This window comes from Streptomyces sp. 1222.5 (assembly GCF_900105245.1).
Taxonomy (GTDB): domain Bacteria; phylum Actinomycetota; class Actinomycetes; order Streptomycetales; family Streptomycetaceae; genus Streptomyces; species Streptomyces albidocamelliae.
Genome location: NZ_FNSZ01000001.1, coordinates 1,074,885 through 1,096,106, shown reverse-complemented (window position 1 = coordinate 1,096,106; position 21,222 = coordinate 1,074,885). Strand labels below are relative to the sequence as shown.

The following is a 21,222-nucleotide window of genomic DNA, read 5'->3' as shown; positions in this document are numbered from 1 at the left end:
ATGTGATGGTTTTCGCACGTCGACACATGCGGACACCCCCTAGGGTGGCCGCGAGATACGGCCAGGCGTGGCTGACACCAGGGTGTTCGTCGCCGGCAGGCAGCTGCTGAAGGGAATCCAGGATGTTCCGCAAGGTGCTGGTCGCCAATCGTGGAGAGATCGCGATCCGCGCGTTCCGGGCGGGCTACGAACTCGGCGCGCGTACGGTCGCCGTGTTCCCGCACGAGGACCGCAACTCGCTGCACCGGCTCAAGGCCGACGAGGCGTACGAGATCGGGGAGCCGGGGCACCCGGTGCGGGCGTACCTCTCCGTCGAGGAGATCGTGGCCGCCGCCCGCCGGGCCGGCGCCGACGCCGTCTACCCCGGTTACGGCTTCCTGTCCGAGAACCCCGAACTGGCGCGCGCCTGCGAGGACGCCGGCATCACGTTCGTCGGGCCCAGCGCGCAGACGCTGGAGCTGACCGGCAACAAGGCGCGCGCGGTCGCCGCCGCCCGCGCCGCGGGCGTACCCGTGCTCGGTTCCTCCCAGCCCTCCAACGACGTCGACGAACTGGTACGGGCCGCCGAGGAGATCGGCTTCCCCGTCTTCGTCAAGGCGGTCGCGGGCGGTGGCGGCCGCGGTATGCGCCGCGTGGAGGACCCCGATCAGCTGCGCGAGTCCATCGAGGCCGCCTCCCGGGAGGCCGCGTCCGCGTTCGGCGACCCGACCGTCTTCCTGGAGAAGGCCGTCGTCGACCCGCGCCACATCGAGGTGCAGATCCTCGCCGACGGCGAGGGCGAGGTCATCCACCTGTTCGAGCGGGACTGCTCGCTCCAGCGCCGCCACCAGAAGGTCATCGAGCTGGCGCCCGCCCCCAACCTCGACCCCGCGCTGCGGGACCGGATCTGCGCCGACGCCGTCCGCTTCGCTCGCGAGATCGGCTACCGCAACGCGGGCACCGTGGAGTTCCTGCTCGACCGCGACGGCAACCACGTCTTCATCGAGATGAACCCGCGCATCCAGGTCGAGCACACCGTCACCGAAGAGGTCACGGACGTCGACCTGGTCCAGGCCCAGCTGCGGATCGCCTCCGGCGAGACCCTCGCCGACCTCGGCCTCGCACAGGACCGGATCACCCTGCGCGGCGCCGCCCTCCAGTGCCGCATCACCACCGAGGACCCGGCCAACGGCTTCCGCCCGGACACCGGCCGGATCAGTGCCTACCGCTCGCCGGGCGGCTCCGGCATCCGCCTCGACGGCGGCACCACGCACGCCGGCACGGAGATCAGTGCCCACTTCGACTCCATGCTCGTCAAGCTGACCTGCCGGGGCCGGGACTTCAACGCGGCGATCGGCCGGGCGCGGCGCGCGGTCGCCGAGTTCCGCATCCGCGGTGTGGCCACCAACATCCCGTTCCTCCAGGCGGTCCTGGACGACCCCGACTTCCAGGCCGGCCGGGTGACCACCTCCTTCATCGAGGAGCGCCCCCACCTGCTCACCGCCCGGTCCTCCGCCGACCGGGGCACCAAGCTGCTGACCTACCTCGCCGACGTGACGGTGAACAAGCCGCACGGCGAGCGGCCCGACCTGCTCGACCCACTGACCAAGCTGCCCCCGCTGCCGCAGGGGGAGCCGCCCGCCGGGTCGCGCCAACACCTCGTGCAGCTGGGCCCGGAGGGCTTCGCGCGGCACCTGCGCGAGTCGCCGACCATCGGCGTCACCGACACCACCTTCCGCGACGCCCACCAGTCCCTGCTCGCCACCCGCGTGCGCACCAAGGACCTCCTCGCCGTCGCGCCGGTCGTCGCCCAGACCCTGCCGCAGCTGCTGTCCCTGGAGTGCTGGGGCGGCGCCACCTACGACGTCGCGCTGCGCTTCCTCGCCGAGGACCCCTGGGAGCGGCTGGCCGCCCTCCGCGAGGCCGTGCCCAACATCTGTCTCCAGATGCTGCTGCGCGGCCGCAACACCGTCGGCTACACGCCGTACCCCACGGAGGTCACCGACGCCTTCGTGCAGGAGGCCGCCGCCACCGGCATCGACATCTTCCGCATCTTCGACGCCCTCAACGACGTCGGCCAGATGCGCCCCGCCATCCAGGCCGTGCGCGAGACGGGCACCGCGATCGCCGAGGTCGCCCTCTGCTACACCGCCGACCTGAGCGACCCCGCCGAGCGGCTGTACACCCTCGACTACTACCTGCGCCTCGCCGAACAGATCGTCGAGGCCGGCGCCCACGTCCTCGCCGTCAAGGACATGGCCGGACTGCTGCGCGCCCCCGCCGCCGCCAAGCTGGTCTCGGCGCTGCGCCGGGAGTTCGACCTGCCGGTGCACCTGCACACCCACGACACCGCCGGCGGCCAGCTCGCCACCTACCTCGCCGCGATCCAGGCGGGCGCCGACGCGGTCGACGGCGCGGTGGCGTCCATGGCGGGCACCACCTCCCAGCCGTCGCTGTCGGCGATCGTCGCGGCCACCGACCACTCCGAACGGCCCACGGGACTCGACCTCCAGGCCGTCGGTGACCTGGAGCCCTACTGGGAGAGCGTGCGGAAGATCTACGCCCCGTTCGAGGCGGGGCTCGCCTCCCCGACCGGGCGCGTCTACCACCACGAGATCCCCGGCGGGCAGCTGTCCAACCTGCGCACCCAGGCGGTCGCGCTCGGCCTCGGCGACCGCTTCGAGGACATCGAGGCGATGTACGCGGCCGCCGACCGCATCCTGGGCCACCTGGTGAAGGTCACCCCGTCCTCCAAGGTGGTCGGCGACCTCGCGCTGCACCTGGTCGGCGCCGGTGTCTCCCCGGCGGACTTCGAGGCGACCCCCGACCGGTTCGACATCCCCGACTCGGTGATCGGCTTCCTCCGCGGCGAGCTGGGTACCCCGCCCGGCGGCTGGCCCGAGCCGTTCCGCACCAAGGCGCTCCAGGGCCGTACCGCCGCCAAGCCGGCGCCCGAACTGTCCACCGAGGACCGGGAGGGACTGGCGAAGGACCGCCGGACCACCCTCAACCGGCTGCTGTTCCCCGCGCCGACACGGGAGTTCGAGACGCACCGCCAGTCCTTCGGCGACACCAGCGTCCTCGACAGCAAGGCCTTCTTCTACGGCCTGCGCCAGGCCAAGGAGTACGCCGTCGACCTGGAGCCCGGTGTCCGGCTGCTGATCGAGCTGCAGGCGGTCGGCGAGGCAGACGAGCGCGGCATGCGGACGGTCATGTCCACGCTCAACGGCCAGCTCCGGCCGATTCAGGTACGTGACCGGGCCGCAGCCTCGGACGTGCCGGTGACGGAGAAGGCCGACCGGTCGAACCCGGGCCATGTCGCGGCCCCCTTCGCCGGTGTGGTGACGCTCGCCGTGACGGAGGGCGACGAGGTCGCCGCCGGTGCCACGATCGCCACCATCGAGGCGATGAAGATGGAGGCCACGATCACCGCTCCGAAGGCGGGCCGGGTGTCCCGGCTGGCCATCAACCGGATCCAGCAGGTGGAGGGCGGCGACCTGCTGGCGGAGATCGGCTGACACGCGCGCGGGGCGGAGACCGCCCGTGACGCCGCTCGCCGTGGCCGGGACGTCCCGGCCACGGCGAGCGGCGTCGGGCTGCGGGCGGCTGCGCGCCCTTCGGCGTGTCAGTCCCAGAGCGGATAGGTCATGACCTGCTTGTAACCTTCCGGCCGGGCGTCGGCGTAGGTGAGGCTCATCCGCGTGAAGTGCTGGACGTTCGGGTCCTTCTGCCAGGCCTGCGGACGGTCCAGGCGCACCGTCACCTGGTAGTAGCGGAAGGTGCCCGCCGCGCAGTACGGCTTGCAGTCGTTGACCATGTTCACGCCCACGGCCAGGGCGCCCTCGGCGTTCCAGTGCTTCCACCGGAGGCCGGACAGCCGGCTGTTGCCGTCACCGCAGGCGAGGATGAAGTCCACCGGGCGGTAGTCGCGCCGCCACTGGCAGTCGACGAGCACGGGCGCCGGGGATACGGCCTTCGGTCCCGCGGTGGTCACCGGACTCGCCGTGGCCGTCGTCATGGCCGCCGTGAGCAGCGTTCCCGCCGCGAGGGTGATCGCCGTTCCCACCAGTGATCCGCGCATGTCCGCTCCCGCCGTCGTGCTGTGTCGGACGCCACACTGACGCTACGACCGTACGCCCGAATGCACCAATCGGGCAGGTCGGACCGCGTGTCAGCCGTGGGAGACGGTCAGCCCGTAGAACGCGACCCGGGCTCCCTTCGTGGTGCTGTCCGAGGAGGACTGGTTGTAGGAACCGGCCTTGAAGTACTGCTTGTAGGGCTTGAACGACGACGGGATGCCGTAGTGCGTGGTCGTGCCGTTCACGGTCAGGTCGACGGTGTCACCGCCCGAAACGGCGATGGTGTAGTTCCAGGTCTTGCCGACGGACACATGGCCGACGGTGTGCGGGGTCTGCCCGCCCGACGGCGAGTTCTCGGTGCCGAGGACGATGTCGCCGTTCGCGTGGTAGTAGAGCTCCAGCAGCGGCTTGGTGGAGGAGCCGCCCGAGCCCAGATGGATCTGGCCGACGCACACGTTCTTGGTCACGGACACCACCCGCAGCGTCGCGCTCATGCGGTGGGAGCCGGCGAGCGCCCAGTCGGCGGCCGAGCCGTCGCGGTTCATCTCGCGCAGCTCGGAGCGGGCGTAGTTCGAGTTCGGGGTGGTGACGCCCTTCTCGGGCGCCCAGAAGGTCATCGCGCCGTCACGGGTGTCGGTGTAGAAGTAGGCGTCCTGGTAGCCGTTCGGGCCCTGGAGCCGGGACGACGGGACGGTGGTGGGCCTGCCGGGGGAGCCGACGGGCTCCTGGAGCTGCCAGACCGACAGGTCGAAGTTGCCGCCGGGGGCGACGTGCGGATCGGCCGCGTCGGCGCCGCCGGTGCCGAGCGCGGTGAGGGCCAGGGCGAGCGCCGTGGTGACGCTCGCCGTGAGGAGCCGGGGTCGGGTCATGTGGGGGTCCCTTCGTCGGACCGGGATGCGTTCAGCATGATGAACGGTGAACGCATCCTTGGTCACCGGTGACCCGAGAAGTTAAAGGTCTGAACCAGGCACGTCAAGAGGTTCAGCAGGCTCCCTCGTCCTGCCAGGGCCCCCATTCGGCGGCGCCGGGCGTCTCGTTCTGGGTCCACCACTTGGCCTTCCAGTTGTGCTTGGCGTACGAGACCTCGTTGCCGGCCGTGTACACCGCGGACGCGTTCCAGGCCGTCTTGCAGGACGTCGGCGTCGGGGTCGGGGTGGGAGTGGGCGTACCGGTGGGCGGGGTGACCCCGGCGAACTTCACCGAGTACTTGGCGAAGTCCCAGGAGTTCTGGGTCACGCTGGAGCACGTGCCCGAGGTGCGGCCGCCGTTGTCGGCCGGGTTGCACTGCCGGTCGCGGTTGAGCGACCAGAAGGTGAACCGGTCCATGTGGTGGCTCGTCGCGTAGTCGAGCACGGTCTGGAAGTCCGCCTGGCTGAAGTACTCGCCCGTGTCGCTGCGGCCGTTCATGCCGGAGAAGCCCTCGTGGGCGTACGCGGTGGCCTCGTCCCAGCCGAAGGTGGACCGCAGGATCGCGTTGAAGTTCGTCAGCGCGCTCGTCTGGCTCGCCGCCCCGTTGAAGCCGCCGTCGAACGGCATGATGGAGAAGTTGTTCGGGGTGAACCCCTGCGACTTGGCCTCCAGCAGCATCTGCTTGCCGAACCAGCCGGTGCCGTCCGCCGTGCCGGCCGTGGTCACGGACACGTACAGTCCGGGGTTGTTCTGCTGGAGGATCTTCGCGGCGCCGATCTCGTTCCGGACGGCCGCGGTGTTCTCGTACTCCGGCTCCTCCAGGTCGAAGTCGATGGCGTGCAGGCCGTACTTGGTGATGACCTGCTGGTAGGCCGCCGCCGTGGACGCGGCGTCGGAGCAGGCCTGGCCGAGCTTGGTGCCGCCGTAGCCGCCGATGGAGACGGAGACGTCGCCGCCCTTGGCCCGGATGGTGTTGATCACCGACTGCACGGCCGTGTCCGAGGAGACCGGTGCCGTGCCGCCCCAGGTGGGCGTGCAGCCCCCGCCGTTCGGGGCGAGGACGAAGGCCAGCTGGAAGGCCTTGAGGCCGGTCGCGTCCATGATCGTGGCCGGGTCCGGCGGGTCGTTGTCCAGCGGCATCAGGTACGGGGCTGCGGCGTACCAGCGGTTGCCGAGCGCGCTCGTCGCGCCCGAGGCGTTGCTCGCGATCAGGGCGGTCGTGCCCGCGGCTGCGAGCGTGACGGCCGCGGCCGCGCCCAGACATGCCCGAAGACGTCTCACTGCGTGCCTCCAGAGGGTGGGGTGGGGGAGAGCCCCTGAGCGGGGGAGCCCCACCCTCTGGGAGGTGTTGCGGTCACGTCAATGAGTTGGACTAGACCAACTCGCTCTTTGGACTAGACCATACGATCTCTTTACCTCCCGCCGACCAGCCGTACGGTGAAGTCCCGGTCCAGCGGCCGGCTCGGCGTCGTGACCGTCGTGACGCGGCTGCCGGAGTCGTACGACCAAGCGGTGCGCGGGAGTTGACCGCCGTCGAGCAGGACGCGTGCGGGTGCGGAGCCGCCGTGCACCGTGAACCGGTACGTCCGCTCGTCCACCTTGCCCGCGTAGTCGCCCCGGCTCGCACCTACCCGCACGGTCGTCCGCCGGGCGTCCGCGCGCACCGACACCCGCTGCGTGGCGGCGGCGCCCTTGGCGAAGTCGCGGGTCACGCCGTCGTCCTCGTACAGCGTGTAGCGGCTCGTGCCGTGGGCGGCCGGGTACAGGTCCCAGTCCAGCTCGTGCCGGTCGCGGCTCTGCCAACTCGTCGTCCCCTTCGGCCACATGGGCACGACGGCGCCCTCGCGGACGAAGAGCGGGAGCGTGTCCAGCGGGGCGTGGTAGCCGTTCAGCGTGGTCGGCCCGCGGTAGGTGCGGCCGGTCCAGTAGTCGGTCCAGGTGCCCTTCGGCAGGTAGATGCCGTCGCGGGTGCCGGAGTCCTGGTAGACGGGTGCGACGAGGAAGTCGGGGCCGGACAGGAACTCGTACTTCGCCTGTCCGCCCAGGGTGTCCGGGTCGCCCGGGTACTCCAGCCAGAGCGGTCGCACCGCGCCCACGCCCGTTTTCGCCGCCTGGGCAGACAGGGTGTACATGTACGGCAGCAGCCGTTCCTTCAGCTGGAGGTACTTGCGGTTGATCGAGGTGTACGGCTCCCCGTCCAGCCAGGGCTGCTGATCGGCGGGCTTGCCCGTGGTGATGTCGCTCGCCCAGCCGTCCATGGTCATGACGGCCGGCAGGAAGGCCTTCCACTGGAGGTCACGGGTGTACATCTTGGCGTCGTGGCGGTAGATGCTGCCCACGTCACCGGTGTTGTAGGCGATGCCGGACATGGTCGCTCCGGCGTAGGTCGGGATCTGCCAGCGGATGTAGTCCCAGGACAGCTTCTGGTCGCCGGACCACAGCACCCCGCAGCGCTGGGCGCCCGCCCAGGACACCGGCAGCCACACGAAGCCGCGAGCGTCGCTGTTGTCCTCGATGCCCTTCTTGGCCGCGTCGCAGGCGTCCAGCGCGAACTTGTAGCCGTTGCCGACCCAGGCCACGTCCAGCTTGGCCACCCGCTGGCCGGCTTTGACCTGGTCGGCGAGCTTGCCGATGCCGTCCTGGGTCCACAGGCCGAGCTGGGCGTGGTGGTCCGCGAGGCCCTTGGCGGCCTGCTCCAGGTTCTCGTAGCCGCAGCCGTAGCCGTCGTTGACCAGCATCCAGCCGAGCGGCATGTCGTGCTCGGTGTAGCCGTCGGCGACCTTCAGCGCGTCCAGGGTGTGCCGCTCGCCCCGGTTGGCGTTGTGCAGATAGCAGTCGGAGTCGCCGGATTCGAGGCCGTAGACCGGCGGCATGAAGGGCCTGCCCGTCAACGCCGTGTACTTCCCGATGACTTGCTTGGCGTTTCCGAGGAAGTAGTAGGCGTCCAGGCGGCGTTCCTGCTGACCGGTGGTGACCGGCGAGCCGAAGGTGTACACGCCCGGCGCGAAGGTGTTGCGGAAGACGCCGTAGCCCGCGCTGGAGAGGTAGAAGGGCTGGGAGTTGTTGTAGCCGCCCTCGTTCCAGTCGAAGCTGTTCGCCATGTACATCGTCCGTCCGCGGTGCGAGAAGCTGCCGTTCTGCTCCCCGCCCCCGAAGAACTGCTCGTCCGCGCCCCGCGCGAGGCTCTGCCGCATGCCGCCGGTCGACCAGCGCAGCGGCTTGTCCTCCTGCCAGATCCGGGTGCGGTCGTCGGGCTTGTACAGGCCGAACCGCAGCGGCTTCTTGTACACCCGCAGGACGGCGTCCGGGGAGCGGATGCCGTAGTAGTCGCCCGCGTCGAAGGTCGAGGTGCGCCGCTCGGGCTCCGGCCGCTCGCGCACGATGGCGGTCCCGGCCGGATCGCCCAGCGAGCCCGACGGGTCGGCCTGGAGGCGCAGCCTGCCTCCCTTCAGGAAGTCCGCACGGGCCGTGAGGTCGCCCGCGCCGATGGTGTAGCTGCCGTCACGGCCCGAGAAGGACGTCAGGTCACCGGCGTCCGTGGTCGCGGGCAGGTAGGCGGTGCCGGTGAAGGAGTCGTCGTGCACGTCGTACGGGACGACGACCAGGTGGTACGTGCCCGACGCCCGCGGGATCACCGTGGCCTCCGGGTCGGCGGTGCCGGCGCTGGACGCCACCTGCTTGCCGTGGTCGTCGTAGACGTAGAGGTCGAAGTCGGCCGAGGGCCTGTCCCACTCGACCGACAGCGGGACGCCGCCCTCGGGGTTGTCGTCCCAGTAGCCGTCCGGCACCGAGACGGTCAGGTCGAAGCGGTCGCAGACCTTGTTCTCGGGGTCGGCGGCGACGTCGGGGCAGCTATCGGTGCCGCCGCCGGTGCCCTTGGCGTAGACCGGGCTGCGCCACTCGACGCTGCTGTGGGCCGGATCCAGTACGGCTCCCGAAGCGGTGGCGGCGGCCTCGGCGGGCACCGGGCCGGCCAGCACGGTCGCGGCCAGGGCGGTCGCCAGCCCCAGCGGCACCCAGGCCGGCCACGGCACACGATGTCGGAGTCTTCGCACGGCGGAACAGCTCCCCTCGCACCCTTGCGGATTGTCTGTCCTTACAGAAGATGCTCGGAAGAGCTTGAAATCGCCGTCATTCGAGCAACTTCACGCACGAAGCCTCAGGGTTGACGCAGGTTCATGTCAATACCGTGGCCGGCTCGGCGCATCCGGGCCCCGGTCCGGCACGGTGCCGGTGGCCTGGTTCACCGCTTACGACCTGAACGGCACTACTGCTGAGGACCGGCTGAAATCGCGCGACCTGCGGGTCGGGGAGAGCTTCGCGACCCGTCCGCGTCCGGTGGCGCCGGCCCGGCACCTGTGGCGCGGGCCGGTCCGCGGTCTGTGGAACACGGTGCTCGCGCACCCGGGGCCGCGCGACCCCGCCGACCGGCTGCTGAAGGCGGTGGGCGGCCTGCTGAGTCGCCCCGGTCGTCCGGTGCCGGGCCGGTCGCGCGACTCCTGACCGGCCCTCGGCCGCCCGCTCGCGGAGAGCCCGGCCGGCCCGGCGTGTGCGCGGGCGGGCGCCCGGGAAACGTCCGGGAGGGGGCGGCCGCACGTCTGTCGAGTGCTCGTTACTGGCAGGTACGTGTCAAGAATCGGCCAAATGTCGGACGTGCACCGGTCCTTGTGGTCGGGTCTCCTGCGTCAGCAGTGTCGACACCCGATCCGGGAGGCCTGGTGTCCGTGCCAACCCGCAGAAGACGGTGGTCCACCGTCTGTGCGCTCACCGCGTCCGCAGCACTGGCGGTGATCCCCCCGTCAGCCGCGTCCGGCCGAGGGGTGAACCCCTTCGGAGTCCGCGTCCTCGCTCAACTCGCCCACGAACGCGAGCAGTCGATCGGCGCCGTCGCACCGCACCTGGCGGCGGACGACGACGGCGACGAGGCGAACGAGATCGCCGAGGGCGCCGACCAGTACGCCGAGGCCCGTACTTCACCCGGGGTCGTCGCACCCGGCGCCTACGGCGCCGCCTGGCGGGACCTCACCAGGCTCAGGAGCACCGGCGGGGACTGGCGCCACCTCACCGGCCTGCCGTACGACTCCGACGACCGGCGCTACCGCGACATCGACTCCAACTCCAGCGGCGGGTCCGGCGACGTCACCGGCCGGATGGCCGCCATGGCCGCCGACGACGACGGCTACGTCTACGCCGGCAGCGCCGGCGGCGGCGTGTGGCGCTCGCGCGGCGGAGGCGGCCACTGGCGGCCCATCAGCGACCGGCTCCCCGCCCAGTCCACCGGCGCCCTCGCACTGGACGGATCGGGCCGGCTGTGGCTGGGCACCGGAGAGGCCACCACGAACGCGGACGCCTACCTCGGCAGCGGCGTGTACGTCCTCACCCACCCCCACCACGGCACGTTCTCCTCGCGCGGCCGGGTCGGCGGCGACGAGCTGGACAGCACCACCATCCATGAACTCCGCTTCGGCGGCGGCAAGGTGTGGGCGGCCACCAGCAAGGGCGTGTGGAGCCACTCCACGCGCAAGCTGAGCGGCGCGTGGAAACTGGAGTTCGCGCCCAACCCCGAGTTCCTGCCGGGTGGTTCGCGGGCCCACGACCCGGACGCCCCGTACAAGAACATCGCCAACGACATCGCCATCGACCCCAAGGACCCCGCCAAGGTGGTCCTCGCCATCGGCTGGCGCAGCGGCGACGACTACAACGGCTTCTACACCAGGTCCGGTCACACCTGGACGCGGATCACCAGCGGCCTCGGCGACCTGCCGGCCGACGCGGACGGCGTCGGCAGCGTCACCTTCGCCCGCTCCGCCGACGGCTCCCGCTACTACGCGATCGACCAGTCGCCGGAGCAGCTCAACACCAACCCGGACAGCGGCCTGGAGGGCATCTTCGTCTCCAAGTCCGGTTCGCCGACCGGGCCCTGGACGAAGATCGCCGACTACAAGGGCCTCGCCGCCTCGGGTTCGGCGCTGACCTCACCCGGATTCATGCCGGGCGTCCAGGCCTGGTACAACCAGTTCCTCACCGTCGACCCGAGCGACCCGCGGCACGTCTACGCGGGCCTGGAGGAGGTCTACGAGACCAAGGACGGCGGCGCCACCTGGTCCACCGTCGGCCCGTACTGGAACTTCGGCTTCTCCTGCTGGAGCATCGACCCGGCAAAGCAGACCGGCGACTGCCACCAGACCACCCACTCCGACCAGCACGGGGTGGCGATCGGCCGGCACCACGGCAAGTCGTACGTGTACGTCGGCAACGACGGCGGCGTCTACAAGCGCCCGGTCGACGGCTCCCAGGACGCCTCCGGCCACGCCACCGACTGGACGTCCCTCAACGACGGCACGATCGACACGCTCCAGTACTACTCGGTCGGCATCGGCAAGGACCCCGACCACGGCGGCCTGTCCGTCACCGGCGGCCTCCAGGACAACGGCCAGTCCGTACTGCGCAGCGACGACAAGGTGATGGGCTCCAACTTCGGCGGCGACGGCGGTGACACCCTCACCGACCCCGGCAACGGCTGCAACATCGCCGAGGAGTACGTCTACCTCGCCGTCCAGGTCACCCAGAACTGCGCCGTGAACGACGGCAGCTGGGTGAGCGACCCCGCCAAGGCCACCTCGTACGGTGTCGCGCCGCCCGACAACGCCACCGGTGAGGCCCGCTTCATCGCGCCGCTCGCGGCCGACCTGAAGAATCCCGCCGCCTGGGTCGCCGGCGGCCGTCACGTCTGGGTGCAGAACCACGGCTACGCGATCCGCAGCGGCTCCGAGTGGACCAGCGCGCACGACTTCGGCGCGGGCCGGTACGCCACCGCCGTCGCCGCCTCCGGCGGCAGGATCTACGCCGCATGGTGCGGCCCCTGCAACAACCAGGGCTTCGCCCGCGGCATCGCCGTCGGCAACGCGGACGGCACCGGCTGGCATGACATCACCCTGCCCGTCGACGGCACCGTACCCAACCGCTATCTGAGCGGATTCGCCGTCGACCCGAAGAACGCCGACCACGTCTTCCTCGCCGTCAACGGCTTCTCCCGGCACTGGACCGAGGGTCCCGGCGCCGGCGTGGGCCATGTCTTCGAGTCCACGAACGGCGGCACCACCTGGAAGGACATCTCGGCCGACCTGCCGGACGTGCCCACCGACTCCGCGCTGGTCACGGCGGACGGCGGCCTCGCCGTCGCCACCGACCTCGGCGTGGTGTACCGGGCGCCGGGCCGTACCACCTGGCAGCGCGTCGGCGACCTGCCGGCCGTCGCCGTCCTCCAGCTGAAGACGAGCCCCGACGGCGGCACGCTGTACGCCGCCACGCACGGCCGGGGCATCTACTCCGTCAGGCTGAGGCACCTGCGCTGAGCGCCGAGGGGTGATCCGGCCGGTGCCGGGTCACCCCTCCCGCGGGTACGGCACCACGCGCACGTCCAGCGTGAAGACCGGGCGGGTCGCACCCGCCACGTCCGGCGCCCTGGCGGCCACGGTGACCCGGGCCTCACCTCCCCGGGCGCCCGCAGAGCGCAGGGCGGCGTGCGCGGTGCCGTCGGCGTCCAGGCGCCAGCCGGACGCGACGACGAGGGCGGGGGCCGAACTCCGCACCCTCTCCCAGCGCTTGTCGTCCACCCGGGGCCGCAGCACGAGGGTCACCACCGTCCCGGGCCGCACGCACAACCGCCGCCGCACCGGATCGCCGGGGGAGACGGCCAGCTCGGCCCGCCCGGCGAGGCAGCGCCCCGGCACGGCCGATGAATCCGGCACGGCCGAAGAACCAGGCACGGAGACGCCCGGGGACACCGGGGGACCGGGCGGCGAGGACCTCTGGGCCGACGACGCCGACTCCGGCGGCCGGGCCGACCCGCCTGCGGACGCACCGGCCTGCCCACCGCGCTCCGACGACGCCCCGCACCCGGCCACCACGACGATCGCGGCGACCGCACCCCCCAGGGTCCACCACCGCATGCCGGCCACCTCCCGGTCTCGGTCCGCTCCCCACCAACATGCCTCGGCCACCGCCGTGAGCACGGAGCCGGGCACCGGCTACGCGGGCGGACCGGCTATGCGCAGGGTCGCCGTAGGGGGCGGCGCGTCCGAGCCGTCGGAGCCGGTGGCGTCGGTCCACCAGTCGGCGCCGTCCTCGATGTAGCGCAGCAGGACGCCCTCGCGGATCGCCCAGGGGCAGACCACGGCCCGGCGCAGCCCCATGAGCTTGAGCGCCGTGTGCCCGACGACCGCCCCGGCCAGGCTCTGGGCCGCGCGCGGCGCGGAGATCCCGGGCAGCTGGGCCCGCTCGACGGTGGGCAGCGCGGCGAGACGGCGCACCGCCTCGCCCAGGTCCCCGCAGGCCAACTCCCGCTCCACGAACGGGCCGAACCGCCCCGGTGCGGCCCCGCACAACCGGGCCAGCTGCTGGAACGTACGCGAAGTGACGGCAGCGGTGCGCGGCCGCTCCCAGCGGATCCGCGAGGCCACGTCCCGCAGCTCGTGCCGGATCCGGCGGCGCAGTTCCTTCAGTTCACCGGGCCCGGGCGGGTCCTGGACGCTCAAGTGCTCCCGCGTCAGCCGGCTCGCGCCGAGCGGCAGGGAGACGGCGAAGTCGGGCAGCCGGCCCCTGCCGAACGCCACCTCCAGCGAGCCGCCGCCGATGTCGAGCAGTGCGAGCGGGCCCGCGTTCCAGCCCAGCCAGCGCCGCGCGGCCAGGAAGGTCAGTTCGGCCTCGGTCTCACCCGGCAGCGTGCACATACGGATCCCGGTCGACGACGCCACCCGGTGCAGGATCTCCTGCCGGTTGGGCGCGCCGCGCACCACCGCCGTCGCGAAGGCCAGCGGCCCCGAGGCGTGCCACCGCCGGGCCGTCGCGCCGGCCGCGGCCACCGCCTTGACCAGCTGCTCCACCGCCTCCTCGGCGATGGTGCCGTCCGGACCGACATGTTCGGACAGGCGCAGCTTCCATTTGACGGTGTGCACCGGCAGCGGAACACCCCCCTCCACATCCGCGATCACCAGTCTGACCGTGTTCGACCCCGCGTCCACCACACTCACCCGCATGGCCGGGAAGTACCCAGTTCGACGACCTCGACGCTTCGCACGGGGGGCGTGCCGGTGCACAGCCTCCCGGAGCTGTCCGGATCTCGGCCCCCTATGCGCGCATACGGCCCGCCCTGCCCTTAGATGGGCACGACCACTGTCGGCAGGGGAGCGGTACTTGACCAGAACGGCTGTCACGAAAGTCCTGGTGATCGGCGGCGGGATCGCGGGCACCGCGACCGCGCTGGGCCTGCGCAAGGCCGGGTACGACGTCACCGTGTTCGAGTCCCACCCCGACACGGCCGAGGACATCGGCGCCTTCTTGACCCTGGCGAGCAACGGCATGCGGGCCCTGGCCCAGCTGGACGCCACCGACGCGGTCACGGCCGTCGGTTTTCCGCTGACTTCCCTGCGCCTGCTCGACCACCAGGGCGCCGAGGCCGCGCACGCACCGCTCGGCGAGGCCGCCGACCCGGCCCTGCGCTACCGCTGCCTGCGCCGCGGCGAGCTGAACGCCGCCCTCCAGGGCGAGACCGCCCGCCGCGGCATCCCGCTGCGCCACGGCGCCCGGCTGGAGTCCGTGACGGACGGCCCGGACGGCGTCACCGCCCGCTTCGCCGACGGCACGAGCGCCACCGGGGACCTCCTCGTCGGCGCCGACGGGCTGAACTCGACCGTCCGGCGGCTCATCACACCCGGCGTCAGGCCGGGGTACGCGGGACAGCGTGTCTACTACGGCTACACCACCGCCGCCCCCGTGGCCGGTCCTGCCGGCACCATCACCATGGTGCGGGGCAGCGAGGCCGCCTTCGGATACGCGGTGTCGCCGGCCGGCGAGGCGTACTGGTTCGCCCGGGTCGGTGGAGTCCCGCTGCCCGCCGGCGCCTCTGGCGGTCCGTCGGCCGCCCTGCGCGGGCAGTTGCTGCCGCTGCTGCGCAAGGACGCCACGCCCGCCGCCGAGCTGGTCGAGGCCGCCGACGACGGCATCATGGTCACCAACGCCACCGAGCTGCCGCTGGGCGCCACGTGGCGTTCCGGACGTGTCCTGCTCATCGGTGACGCCGCCCACGCGGCCTCCCCGGCGACCGGCCAGGGAGCCTCCATGGCCCTGGAGGACGCCGTCGTCCTCGCCAAGGCCCTGCGCGACCTGCCCGACCCGCGCAGCGCGTTCGCCGCGTACGAGCGGCACCGCCGCCCGCGGGCGGAGCACAACATCACCGTCAGCGGGGGCATCTCCCGCGGCACCCGCACTCCGTCCCGCCCGGCCACCGAAACCGCGGCCGGTCCGGCCGGCGGAGCGGCCCGTCCCACGGCGCCGGACGAGGACCTGATCCGCCAACTGGCCTGGGACACCGCCCTCCCGGCCGCCCCGCCCGCGGCGGACTGACCGGCGCGCTCCCGCTCGCCCACCCGCGAACGCCCGGGGCGCGTCCGCTCGCGAAAGTGCAAGAGGCGGAGCACTGGAGTCCATTGCCGGGGAATCCGCCGGGGCCCGATCGTTCCGTGCAACCGGCCCTTCGGCGACAAGGAGCACCCGTGCGACTCTTGAGCAGAGCAGGCGGCGCCGTGACCGCGGCCGCCGCCCTGGTCCTGGGCGGTGGCACAGCCTCCCCGGCGGCCCCGGTCCCGGCCGGCGCCACCTACCGCGTGACCGTCGGCGCCCCCGTGCCCTTCACCCACCCCACGGACACCCCCGCCACCCCGTTCATCGACAAGGACGGCACCTTCCACTACCAGCAGTCCGCCGCGCTCTACGGCGCCCAGGACCCGCGGGTCTGGGACTTCTACACCGGCAAGGACTTCGACACCGCCGGCTACGACAAGAAGCTCAGCGAGGCGGCCGACCCGGCCGACCCCGCCGACCGCAACGACGACACCACCTGGCGGTGCGAGAACAGCCCCACCGGCCGTGAGGCGACGTACGCCCCGAGCGGCTCCGGCTACGCCAGGAAGAACTACTGCGACCTGTCCGGGGTGTGGGTCGACCCGGACACCGGTGACTGGTACGGCCTGGTGCACAACGAGTTCACCCCGCGCCCCTTCGGCGACGGACTGCACTACGACGCCATCGACTACGCCGTCTCCACCGACCAGGGCCGCACCTGGACCATCGAGGACCATGTCATCACGTCCCCGTACAGCACCGGCCGCGGGGACACGTCGGCCTTCCCGAACCAGACGTACTCCTACGGCGACGGCGACCAGCGCCTGTTCGTCGACACCGCCTCGGGCTACTTCTACGTCTATTACGGCTCGCGGATCGTCGACAAGGGCGGCAGCTGGAAGGCGTTCTACGAGCACGTGGCGCGCGCGCCGATCGCCGGGAAGATGGCGCCCGGCTCCTGGCGCAAGTGGTACGACGGCGCCTGGACGCAGCCCGGAACGGGCGGCCGGGAGAGCAACATCGTCCCGGCCGACGCCGGCCACCCCACCGGCTACACCCCCGTCGCCGACGAGTACGACCCCGCGAACACCGGCACGTCCGCCGAGCAGATCGCGGCCGGGAAGATGCCGCCGACCTCGCCGCTGTTCGTGATGAACATCGCCTACGACGCCTACCTCGGCCTGTACATCGGCACCCCGCAGGCCGTCGACCAGAGCGGCGGCTCACCGCAGTACCTGTACGCCACCGACGACCTGGCCACCCAGAAGTGGCGGCTCATCGGCGACACCGGCGGGTACACCAACGCCTCCTGGTACCGCTGGTTCCTGGACGGCGCGAACCGCACCTCCTCCGCCGTCGTGGGCAAGAGCTTCCGGTCGTACTGCTCCTTCGGCTGCTCCCACGACGCCTCCGGCGAGTACGTCGACCTCACCGTCGGACCCTCCGCCCCCGCGGCCCCGCCCGTGGACACCGGCCGCGCGCACCGTATCGCCGGCGGTGCGGGCCGGTACCTCGCCCAGGCGTCCGGTTCCGCCACCACCTCGATCGCGAAGCCCGCGCGATCCGGCCGTGACGCGTGGCTCTTCCGGCCGACCGGCGACGGCGCGTTCACCGTCGCCAACGCGGCGAGCGGTCGTCTCCTGGGCGTCGACTCCACCACCGCGGCCGGCCGGGCCTGGGGCGCCAGGCCGACCGTCACCGCGGAGCGCGGCGGCGGACCCACCGTCGGGCAGCAGTGGTTCGTGATCCCCGACGCCTCGGCCGACGGCGCCTGCCACCTGGTCAACCGGTACAGCGGCCTCGTGCTCGGCCTCTCCGCCAGGTCCGGCCGGCTCGCCGAGACCACGCCGGTGCGCAACTGGACCGACCGCAGCGGCAGTTCCGTCGGCGCCGGCCGCACCGGAGCCGAACAGCTCCTGACCCTCACCCCGGTCGAGAGGTGAACGGCGGCTCGGGCCCGCCCGGCGCACTCCGGCCGCGCGGGTCCGAGCCGACTGCCTGGCTCCTCCCGTGACTTCCTCCTATCCTGCGACCATGTCGATCATCAACGGGGACTCCGACGCACAACTGGCCGTGACCGCGGCCCTGGCCGGCGCGGCGGTGGTGCGCGACCTGTACGGCAAGCGCCTCGCGCGCCACGAGAAGTCCGCCGGCGACTTCGCGACGACCGCCGACCTCGTCGCCGAGCAAGCCATCGTGGACATCCTGCGCGAAGCCCGCCCGCAGGACGCGGTGACCGGCGAGGAGAGCGGACGCACCGGTGCCGCGGGCGCATACCGCCGCTGGCTGGTCGACCCACTGTGCGGCACCCTCAACTACGCCGTGCACACCATGCTCGTCGGCGTGAACGTCGCCCTGCGCGAGGGCGCCGCCGTCACGGCGGCGGCGACGGCCGACCCCTTCAGCGGCGAGGTGTTCTGGACCGACGGCGTGCGGGCCCGGGTCCGCCGGGACGGCACCGACGAGGAGCTGACCCCGTCGGCCGGTTCCGCGCTGGTCGACGTCAACCTCGACCCGCCCTTTCCCAGCGCGCCCGGATTCCGGGCCGTGCGCCTGCTGGGCGAGCCCGGCTTCACCGAGCGGTTCCGGCCCCGGGTGATCTCCAGCACCCTGGCGGTGGCATGGGTCGCCGCGGGGCGCAGGGCCGCCTACGTCACCGACGGCGATCTGCGCGACAGCGTGCACTTCGCCGCCGGAATCGCGCTGTGCCGGGCCGCGGGCTGCACGGTGACCGGTCTGTACGGCGAGCCCGTGCTCACCGGGGCGGGCGGCCTCGTCGCCGCGGCCGACGCCGGGACGCACGCCGCGCTGCTGGATCTGATCCGCTCCACCGGCTGAAGTCACCGCACCGGCAACGCTGTTCGAAGGATTTGGCTTCCGAAGGCTTGTGGCCCGCTTGGTTCACCACTTAAATCAAAACATGAACTAAGTGGTGGGGCCGGTATTCCGGCCCCCGCAGCCGCATGGAGCCGCCGCATGAGTCCACATCGCGCACTACTGAGACCCCTGGGTGTCGCCCTGGCCGCCATGGCCGCGCTGATCGCCCTGCCGCTGAGCAACAGTCCCGCCGCCGCGGCCGAAACCCCCTTGTCCCAGGGGAAGTCGGCCACCGCGTCCTCCACCGAGAACGCCGGCACCCCCGCCTCCGCCGCCGTCGACGGCAACACCACGACCCGCTGGTCCTCCGCCGCGAGCGACGACCAGTGGCTCCAGGTGGACCTCGGCGCCACCGCCTCCGTCACCCAGGTCGTCCTGAACTGGGAGGCCGCCTACGGCAAGGACTACAGGCTTCAGATCTCGAAGGACGCCGCCACCTGGACCGACCTGAAGTCCGTCACCGGTTCGGACGGCGGCACCGACACGGTCGACGTGAGCGGACAGGGCCGCTACGTCCGCCTCCAGGGCGTGCACCGGGCCACGCAATGGGGCTACTCCCTCTGGGAGTTCCAGGTCTTCGGATCGACATCGACGACGCAGCCGGACTGCGGTACCGCCAACGCCGCGAAGGGCAGGGCCGCTTCGGCCTCCTCCACCGAGAACGCAGGCACCCCCGCCTCCGCCGCGTTCGACGGCGACCCCGGCACCCGCTGGTCCAGCCAGGCCGCCGATCCGCAGTGGGTGCGGGTCGATCTCGGCTCCGTCCAGGACATCTGCAAGGTGGACCTCGCCTGGGAGGCCGCGTACGGCAAGGACTTCCAGATCCAGACCTCGTCGGACGGGCAGAGCTGGAACACCCTGAAGAGCGTCACCGGTGCGACCGGCGGCACCGCGTCCTACGACGTCAGCGGCTCCGGCCGGTACGTCCGGATCTACGGCACCGCCCGGGGCACCGGCTACGGCTACTCCCTGTGGGAGGCCGCCGTGCACACCGGCACCACCGGCATCCCGCCGGTCCAGGGCGGCGGCGACCTCGGACCGAACGTCATCGTCGTGGACCCCTCCACCCCCAACCTCCAGCAGAAGTTCGACCAGGTCTTCGCCCAGCAGGAATCCGCCCAGTTCGGCACGGGCCGCTACCAGTTCCTGCTCAAGCCCGGCACCTACAACGGCATCAACGCCCAGATCGGCTTCTACACCTCGATCTCCGGACTCGGCCTGAACCCCGACGACACCCAGATCAACGGTGACGTCACCGTCGACGCCGGCTGGTTCAACGGCAACGCCACCCAGAACTTCTGGCGTTCGGCGGAGAACCTCGCGATCACCCCGTCCAACGGCACCGACCGCTGGGCCGTGGCCCAGGCCGCGCCGTTCCGCCGCATCCACGTCAAGGGCGGCCTCAACCTCGCCCCCAACGGCTACGGCTGGGCCTCCGGCGGCTACATCGCCGACTCCAAGATCGACGGCACCGTCGGCCCGTACTCCCAGCAGCAGTGGTACACCCGGGACAGCTCGGTCGGCGGCTGGACCAACGGCGTGTGGAACATGACCTTCTCCGGCGTCCAGGGCGCCCCCGCCACCGACTTCGACAACGGCCCGTACACCACCCTGGACAACACCCCCGTCTCGCGGGAGAAGCCCTTCCTCTACCTCGACGGCTCCGCCTACAAGGTGTTCGTCCCCGCCAAGCGCACGAGCGCGCGGGGCGTGTCCTGGCCGGCGAACGCGGGCACGTCCCTCCCGCTCGACCAGTTCTACGTCGTGAAGCCCGGCGCGACGGCCACCACCATCAACGCGGCCCTCGCCCAGGGCCTCAACCTCCTGTTCACGCCCGGTGTCTACCACCTCGACCGGACCATCGACGTCACCCGCGCCAACACCGTCGTGCTCGGGCTCGGCCTCGCGACCCTGGTCCCTGACAACGGCGTCGACGCGATGCACGTCGCCGACGTCGACGGCGTGAGGCTCGCCGGCTTCCTCATCGACGCGGGTTCCGTCAACTCCGGCACCCTGCTGCGGATCGGCACCCCCGGCGCCGGCGCCGACCACTCCGCCAACCCCACCACCATGCAGGACGTGTTCGTCCGCGTCGGCGGTGCCGGTCCCGGCCTCGCCACCGACTCCGTGGTCGTCGACAGCGACGACGTGATCATCGACCACACCTGGATCTGGCGCGCCGACCACGGCAGCGGCGTCGGCTGGGACACCAACCGCGCCGACTACGGACTGCGCGTCAACGGCGACGACGTCCTCGCCACGGGCCTGTTCGTCGAGCACTTCAACAAGTACGACGTCTACTGGAACGGCGAACGCGGCCGCACGATCTTCTTCCAGAACGAGAAGGCGTACGACGTCCCGAACGCGGCCGCCGTCACCCACGACGGCATCGTCGGCTACGCGGCCTACAAGGTCGCCGACACCGTCACCACCCACGAGGCCTGGGGCCTGGGCAGCTACTGCAACTTCACGGCCGATCCGTCGATCGTGCAGGCCCACGGCTTCCAGGTGCCCACCACCCCGGGCATCAAGATGCACGACCTCCAGGTGATCTCGCTCGGCGGCATGGGCCAGTACGCCCACGTCGTCAACAACACCGGGGCACCCACCTCGGGGGCCAGCACCGTCCCCTCCAAGGTGACCTCCTTCCCGTAGTCCGCGAGGCCGTTCCGGGACGGGGCCGGGCTCCCGTCCCGGAACGGCCGCCTTCCCGGACCGCTCCTCAGTCGGCGGACAGGGTCTCGTGCGGAGATCTGCGGTAGGTGTCCCGGTAGAGGCCCGCGAAACGGCCGGGGTGGTGTCCAGATGACGGCGGAAGGCGTACTGCAGCGCGCGTACCGTCACATGCGCCGCCGCGGCGATGTCGGCCACCGTGACGGGCTGGTCCGCGTGGTCGTCGATGTAGGCGAGGGCCCGGCGCAGCATCACCGGATGCGCGTCGTTGCGGTCGGCGGCGGCCGGCTCGGCGAGAGGCGGT

At 71.9% G+C, this 21,222-nt stretch carries 13 protein-coding genes; 7 read left to right on the top strand and 6 right to left on the bottom strand.

The window, feature by feature from the left end:
- The first annotated feature begins 122 nt into the window (after positions 1-122).
- Complete coding sequence (locus BLW57_RS04970; RefSeq protein ID WP_093472420.1) at positions 123-3,497, top strand: pyruvate carboxylase; 3,375 nt, start codon at positions 123-125, stop codon at positions 3,495-3,497.
- Between the two features lie 107 nt (positions 3,498-3,604).
- On the opposite strand, the gene BLW57_RS04965 is transcribed toward BLW57_RS04970, so the two are convergent.
- From BLW57_RS04965 to BLW57_RS04950, 4 genes are all read right to left on the bottom strand, one after another.
- Positions 3,605-4,060 (bottom strand): hypothetical protein, encoded by a 456-nt coding sequence (locus tag BLW57_RS04965; protein ID WP_093472418.1) that lies wholly within the window; start codon positions 4,058-4,060, stop codon positions 3,605-3,607.
- Between the two features lie 90 nt (positions 4,061-4,150).
- Positions 4,151-4,927 carry a polysaccharide lyase family 7 protein gene (locus BLW57_RS04960; protein WP_093472417.1) on the bottom strand — a complete coding sequence of 259 codons (777 nt, stop codon included), beginning with the start codon at positions 4,925-4,927 and terminating at the stop codon, positions 4,151-4,153.
- Positions 4,928-5,039: 112 nt separating this feature from the next.
- On the bottom strand, positions 5,040-6,248 hold the full coding sequence (locus tag BLW57_RS04955; RefSeq protein ID WP_176985465.1) for a chitinase: 1,209 nt from the start codon (positions 6,246-6,248) through the stop codon (positions 5,040-5,042).
- 131 nt (positions 6,249-6,379) lie between these two features.
- On the bottom strand, positions 6,380-8,551 hold the full coding sequence (locus BLW57_RS04950; RefSeq protein WP_371127845.1) for a glycoside hydrolase family 31 protein: 2,172 nt from the start codon (positions 8,549-8,551) through the stop codon (positions 6,380-6,382).
- Between the two features lie 649 nt (positions 8,552-9,200).
- Between BLW57_RS04950 and BLW57_RS04945 the strand changes: the two genes are divergently transcribed.
- Positions 9,201-9,470 carry a hypothetical protein gene (locus BLW57_RS04945; RefSeq protein ID WP_176985464.1) on the top strand — a complete coding sequence of 90 codons (270 nt, stop codon included), beginning with the start codon at positions 9,201-9,203 and terminating at the stop codon, positions 9,468-9,470.
- Positions 9,471-9,685: 215 nt separating this feature from the next.
- Entirely contained in the window at positions 9,686-12,322 is a 2,637-nt protein-coding gene (locus BLW57_RS04940; RefSeq protein WP_093472415.1) for a beta propeller repeat protein, read from the top strand.
- A 30-nt stretch (positions 12,323-12,352) separates the two neighbouring features.
- Here the strand turns inward: BLW57_RS04940 and BLW57_RS04935 are convergent, their stop codons facing one another.
- Positions 12,353-12,718: an acetyl-CoA synthetase gene (locus BLW57_RS04935; RefSeq protein ID WP_256339391.1), complete on the bottom strand. Its 366-nt coding sequence runs from the start codon at positions 12,716-12,718 to the stop codon at positions 12,353-12,355.
- Positions 12,719-12,997: 279 nt separating this feature from the next.
- A complete protein-coding gene (locus tag BLW57_RS04930; RefSeq protein WP_176985463.1) occupies positions 12,998-14,005 on the bottom strand; it encodes a Ppx/GppA family phosphatase in 1,008 nt (335 codons plus the stop codon).
- A 157-nt stretch (positions 14,006-14,162) separates the two neighbouring features.
- Here BLW57_RS04930 and BLW57_RS04925 point away from each other — a divergent pair, with 157 nt between their 5' ends.
- The 4 genes from BLW57_RS04925 to BLW57_RS04910 all read left to right on the top strand — a co-directional run bounded on the left by BLW57_RS04925 (position 14,163) and on the right by BLW57_RS04910 (position 20,900).
- The gene (locus BLW57_RS04925; RefSeq protein ID WP_256339390.1) at positions 14,163-15,371 is read left to right on the top strand and encodes an FAD-dependent oxidoreductase; all 1,209 of its coding nucleotides are present in this window, start codon (positions 14,163-14,165) and stop codon (positions 15,369-15,371) included.
- Between the two features lie 158 nt (positions 15,372-15,529).
- Positions 15,530-17,311 carry an RICIN domain-containing protein gene (locus BLW57_RS41260; RefSeq protein ID WP_306822959.1) on the top strand — a complete coding sequence of 594 codons (1,782 nt, stop codon included), beginning with the start codon at positions 15,530-15,532 and terminating at the stop codon, positions 17,309-17,311.
- Positions 17,312-17,402: 91 nt separating this feature from the next.
- Positions 17,403-18,206 carry an inositol monophosphatase family protein gene (locus tag BLW57_RS04915; protein ID WP_093472414.1) on the top strand — a complete coding sequence of 268 codons (804 nt, stop codon included), beginning with the start codon at positions 17,403-17,405 and terminating at the stop codon, positions 18,204-18,206.
- Between the two features lie 138 nt (positions 18,207-18,344).
- Positions 18,345-20,900, top strand: a complete 2,556-nt coding sequence (locus tag BLW57_RS04910) for a discoidin domain-containing protein (protein ID WP_093472412.1) — start codon at positions 18,345-18,347, stop codon at positions 20,898-20,900.
- Positions 20,901-21,222 lie beyond the last annotated feature (322 nt).

What these genes read in the sequence shown, in the direction of transcription:
- BLW57_RS04960 (WP_093472417.1), bottom strand. Translation starts at nt 4,927, where the DNA reads ATGACCCGACCCCGGCTCCTCACGGCGAGCGTCACCACGGCGCTCGCC.
- BLW57_RS04965 (WP_093472418.1), bottom strand. Translation starts at nt 4,060, where the DNA reads ATGCGCGGATCACTGGTGGGAACGGCGATCACCCTCGCGGCGGGAACG.
- BLW57_RS04930 (WP_176985463.1), bottom strand. Translation starts at nt 14,005, where the DNA reads ATGCGGGTGAGTGTGGTGGACGCGGGGTCGAACACGGTCAGACTGGTG.
- BLW57_RS04970 (WP_093472420.1), top strand. Translation starts at nt 123, where the DNA reads ATGTTCCGCAAGGTGCTGGTCGCCAATCGTGGAGAGATCGCGATCCGC.
- BLW57_RS04910 (WP_093472412.1), top strand. Translation starts at nt 18,345, where the DNA reads ATGAGTCCACATCGCGCACTACTGAGACCCCTGGGTGTCGCCCTGGCC.
- BLW57_RS04915 (WP_093472414.1), top strand. Translation starts at nt 17,403, where the DNA reads ATGTCGATCATCAACGGGGACTCCGACGCACAACTGGCCGTGACCGCG.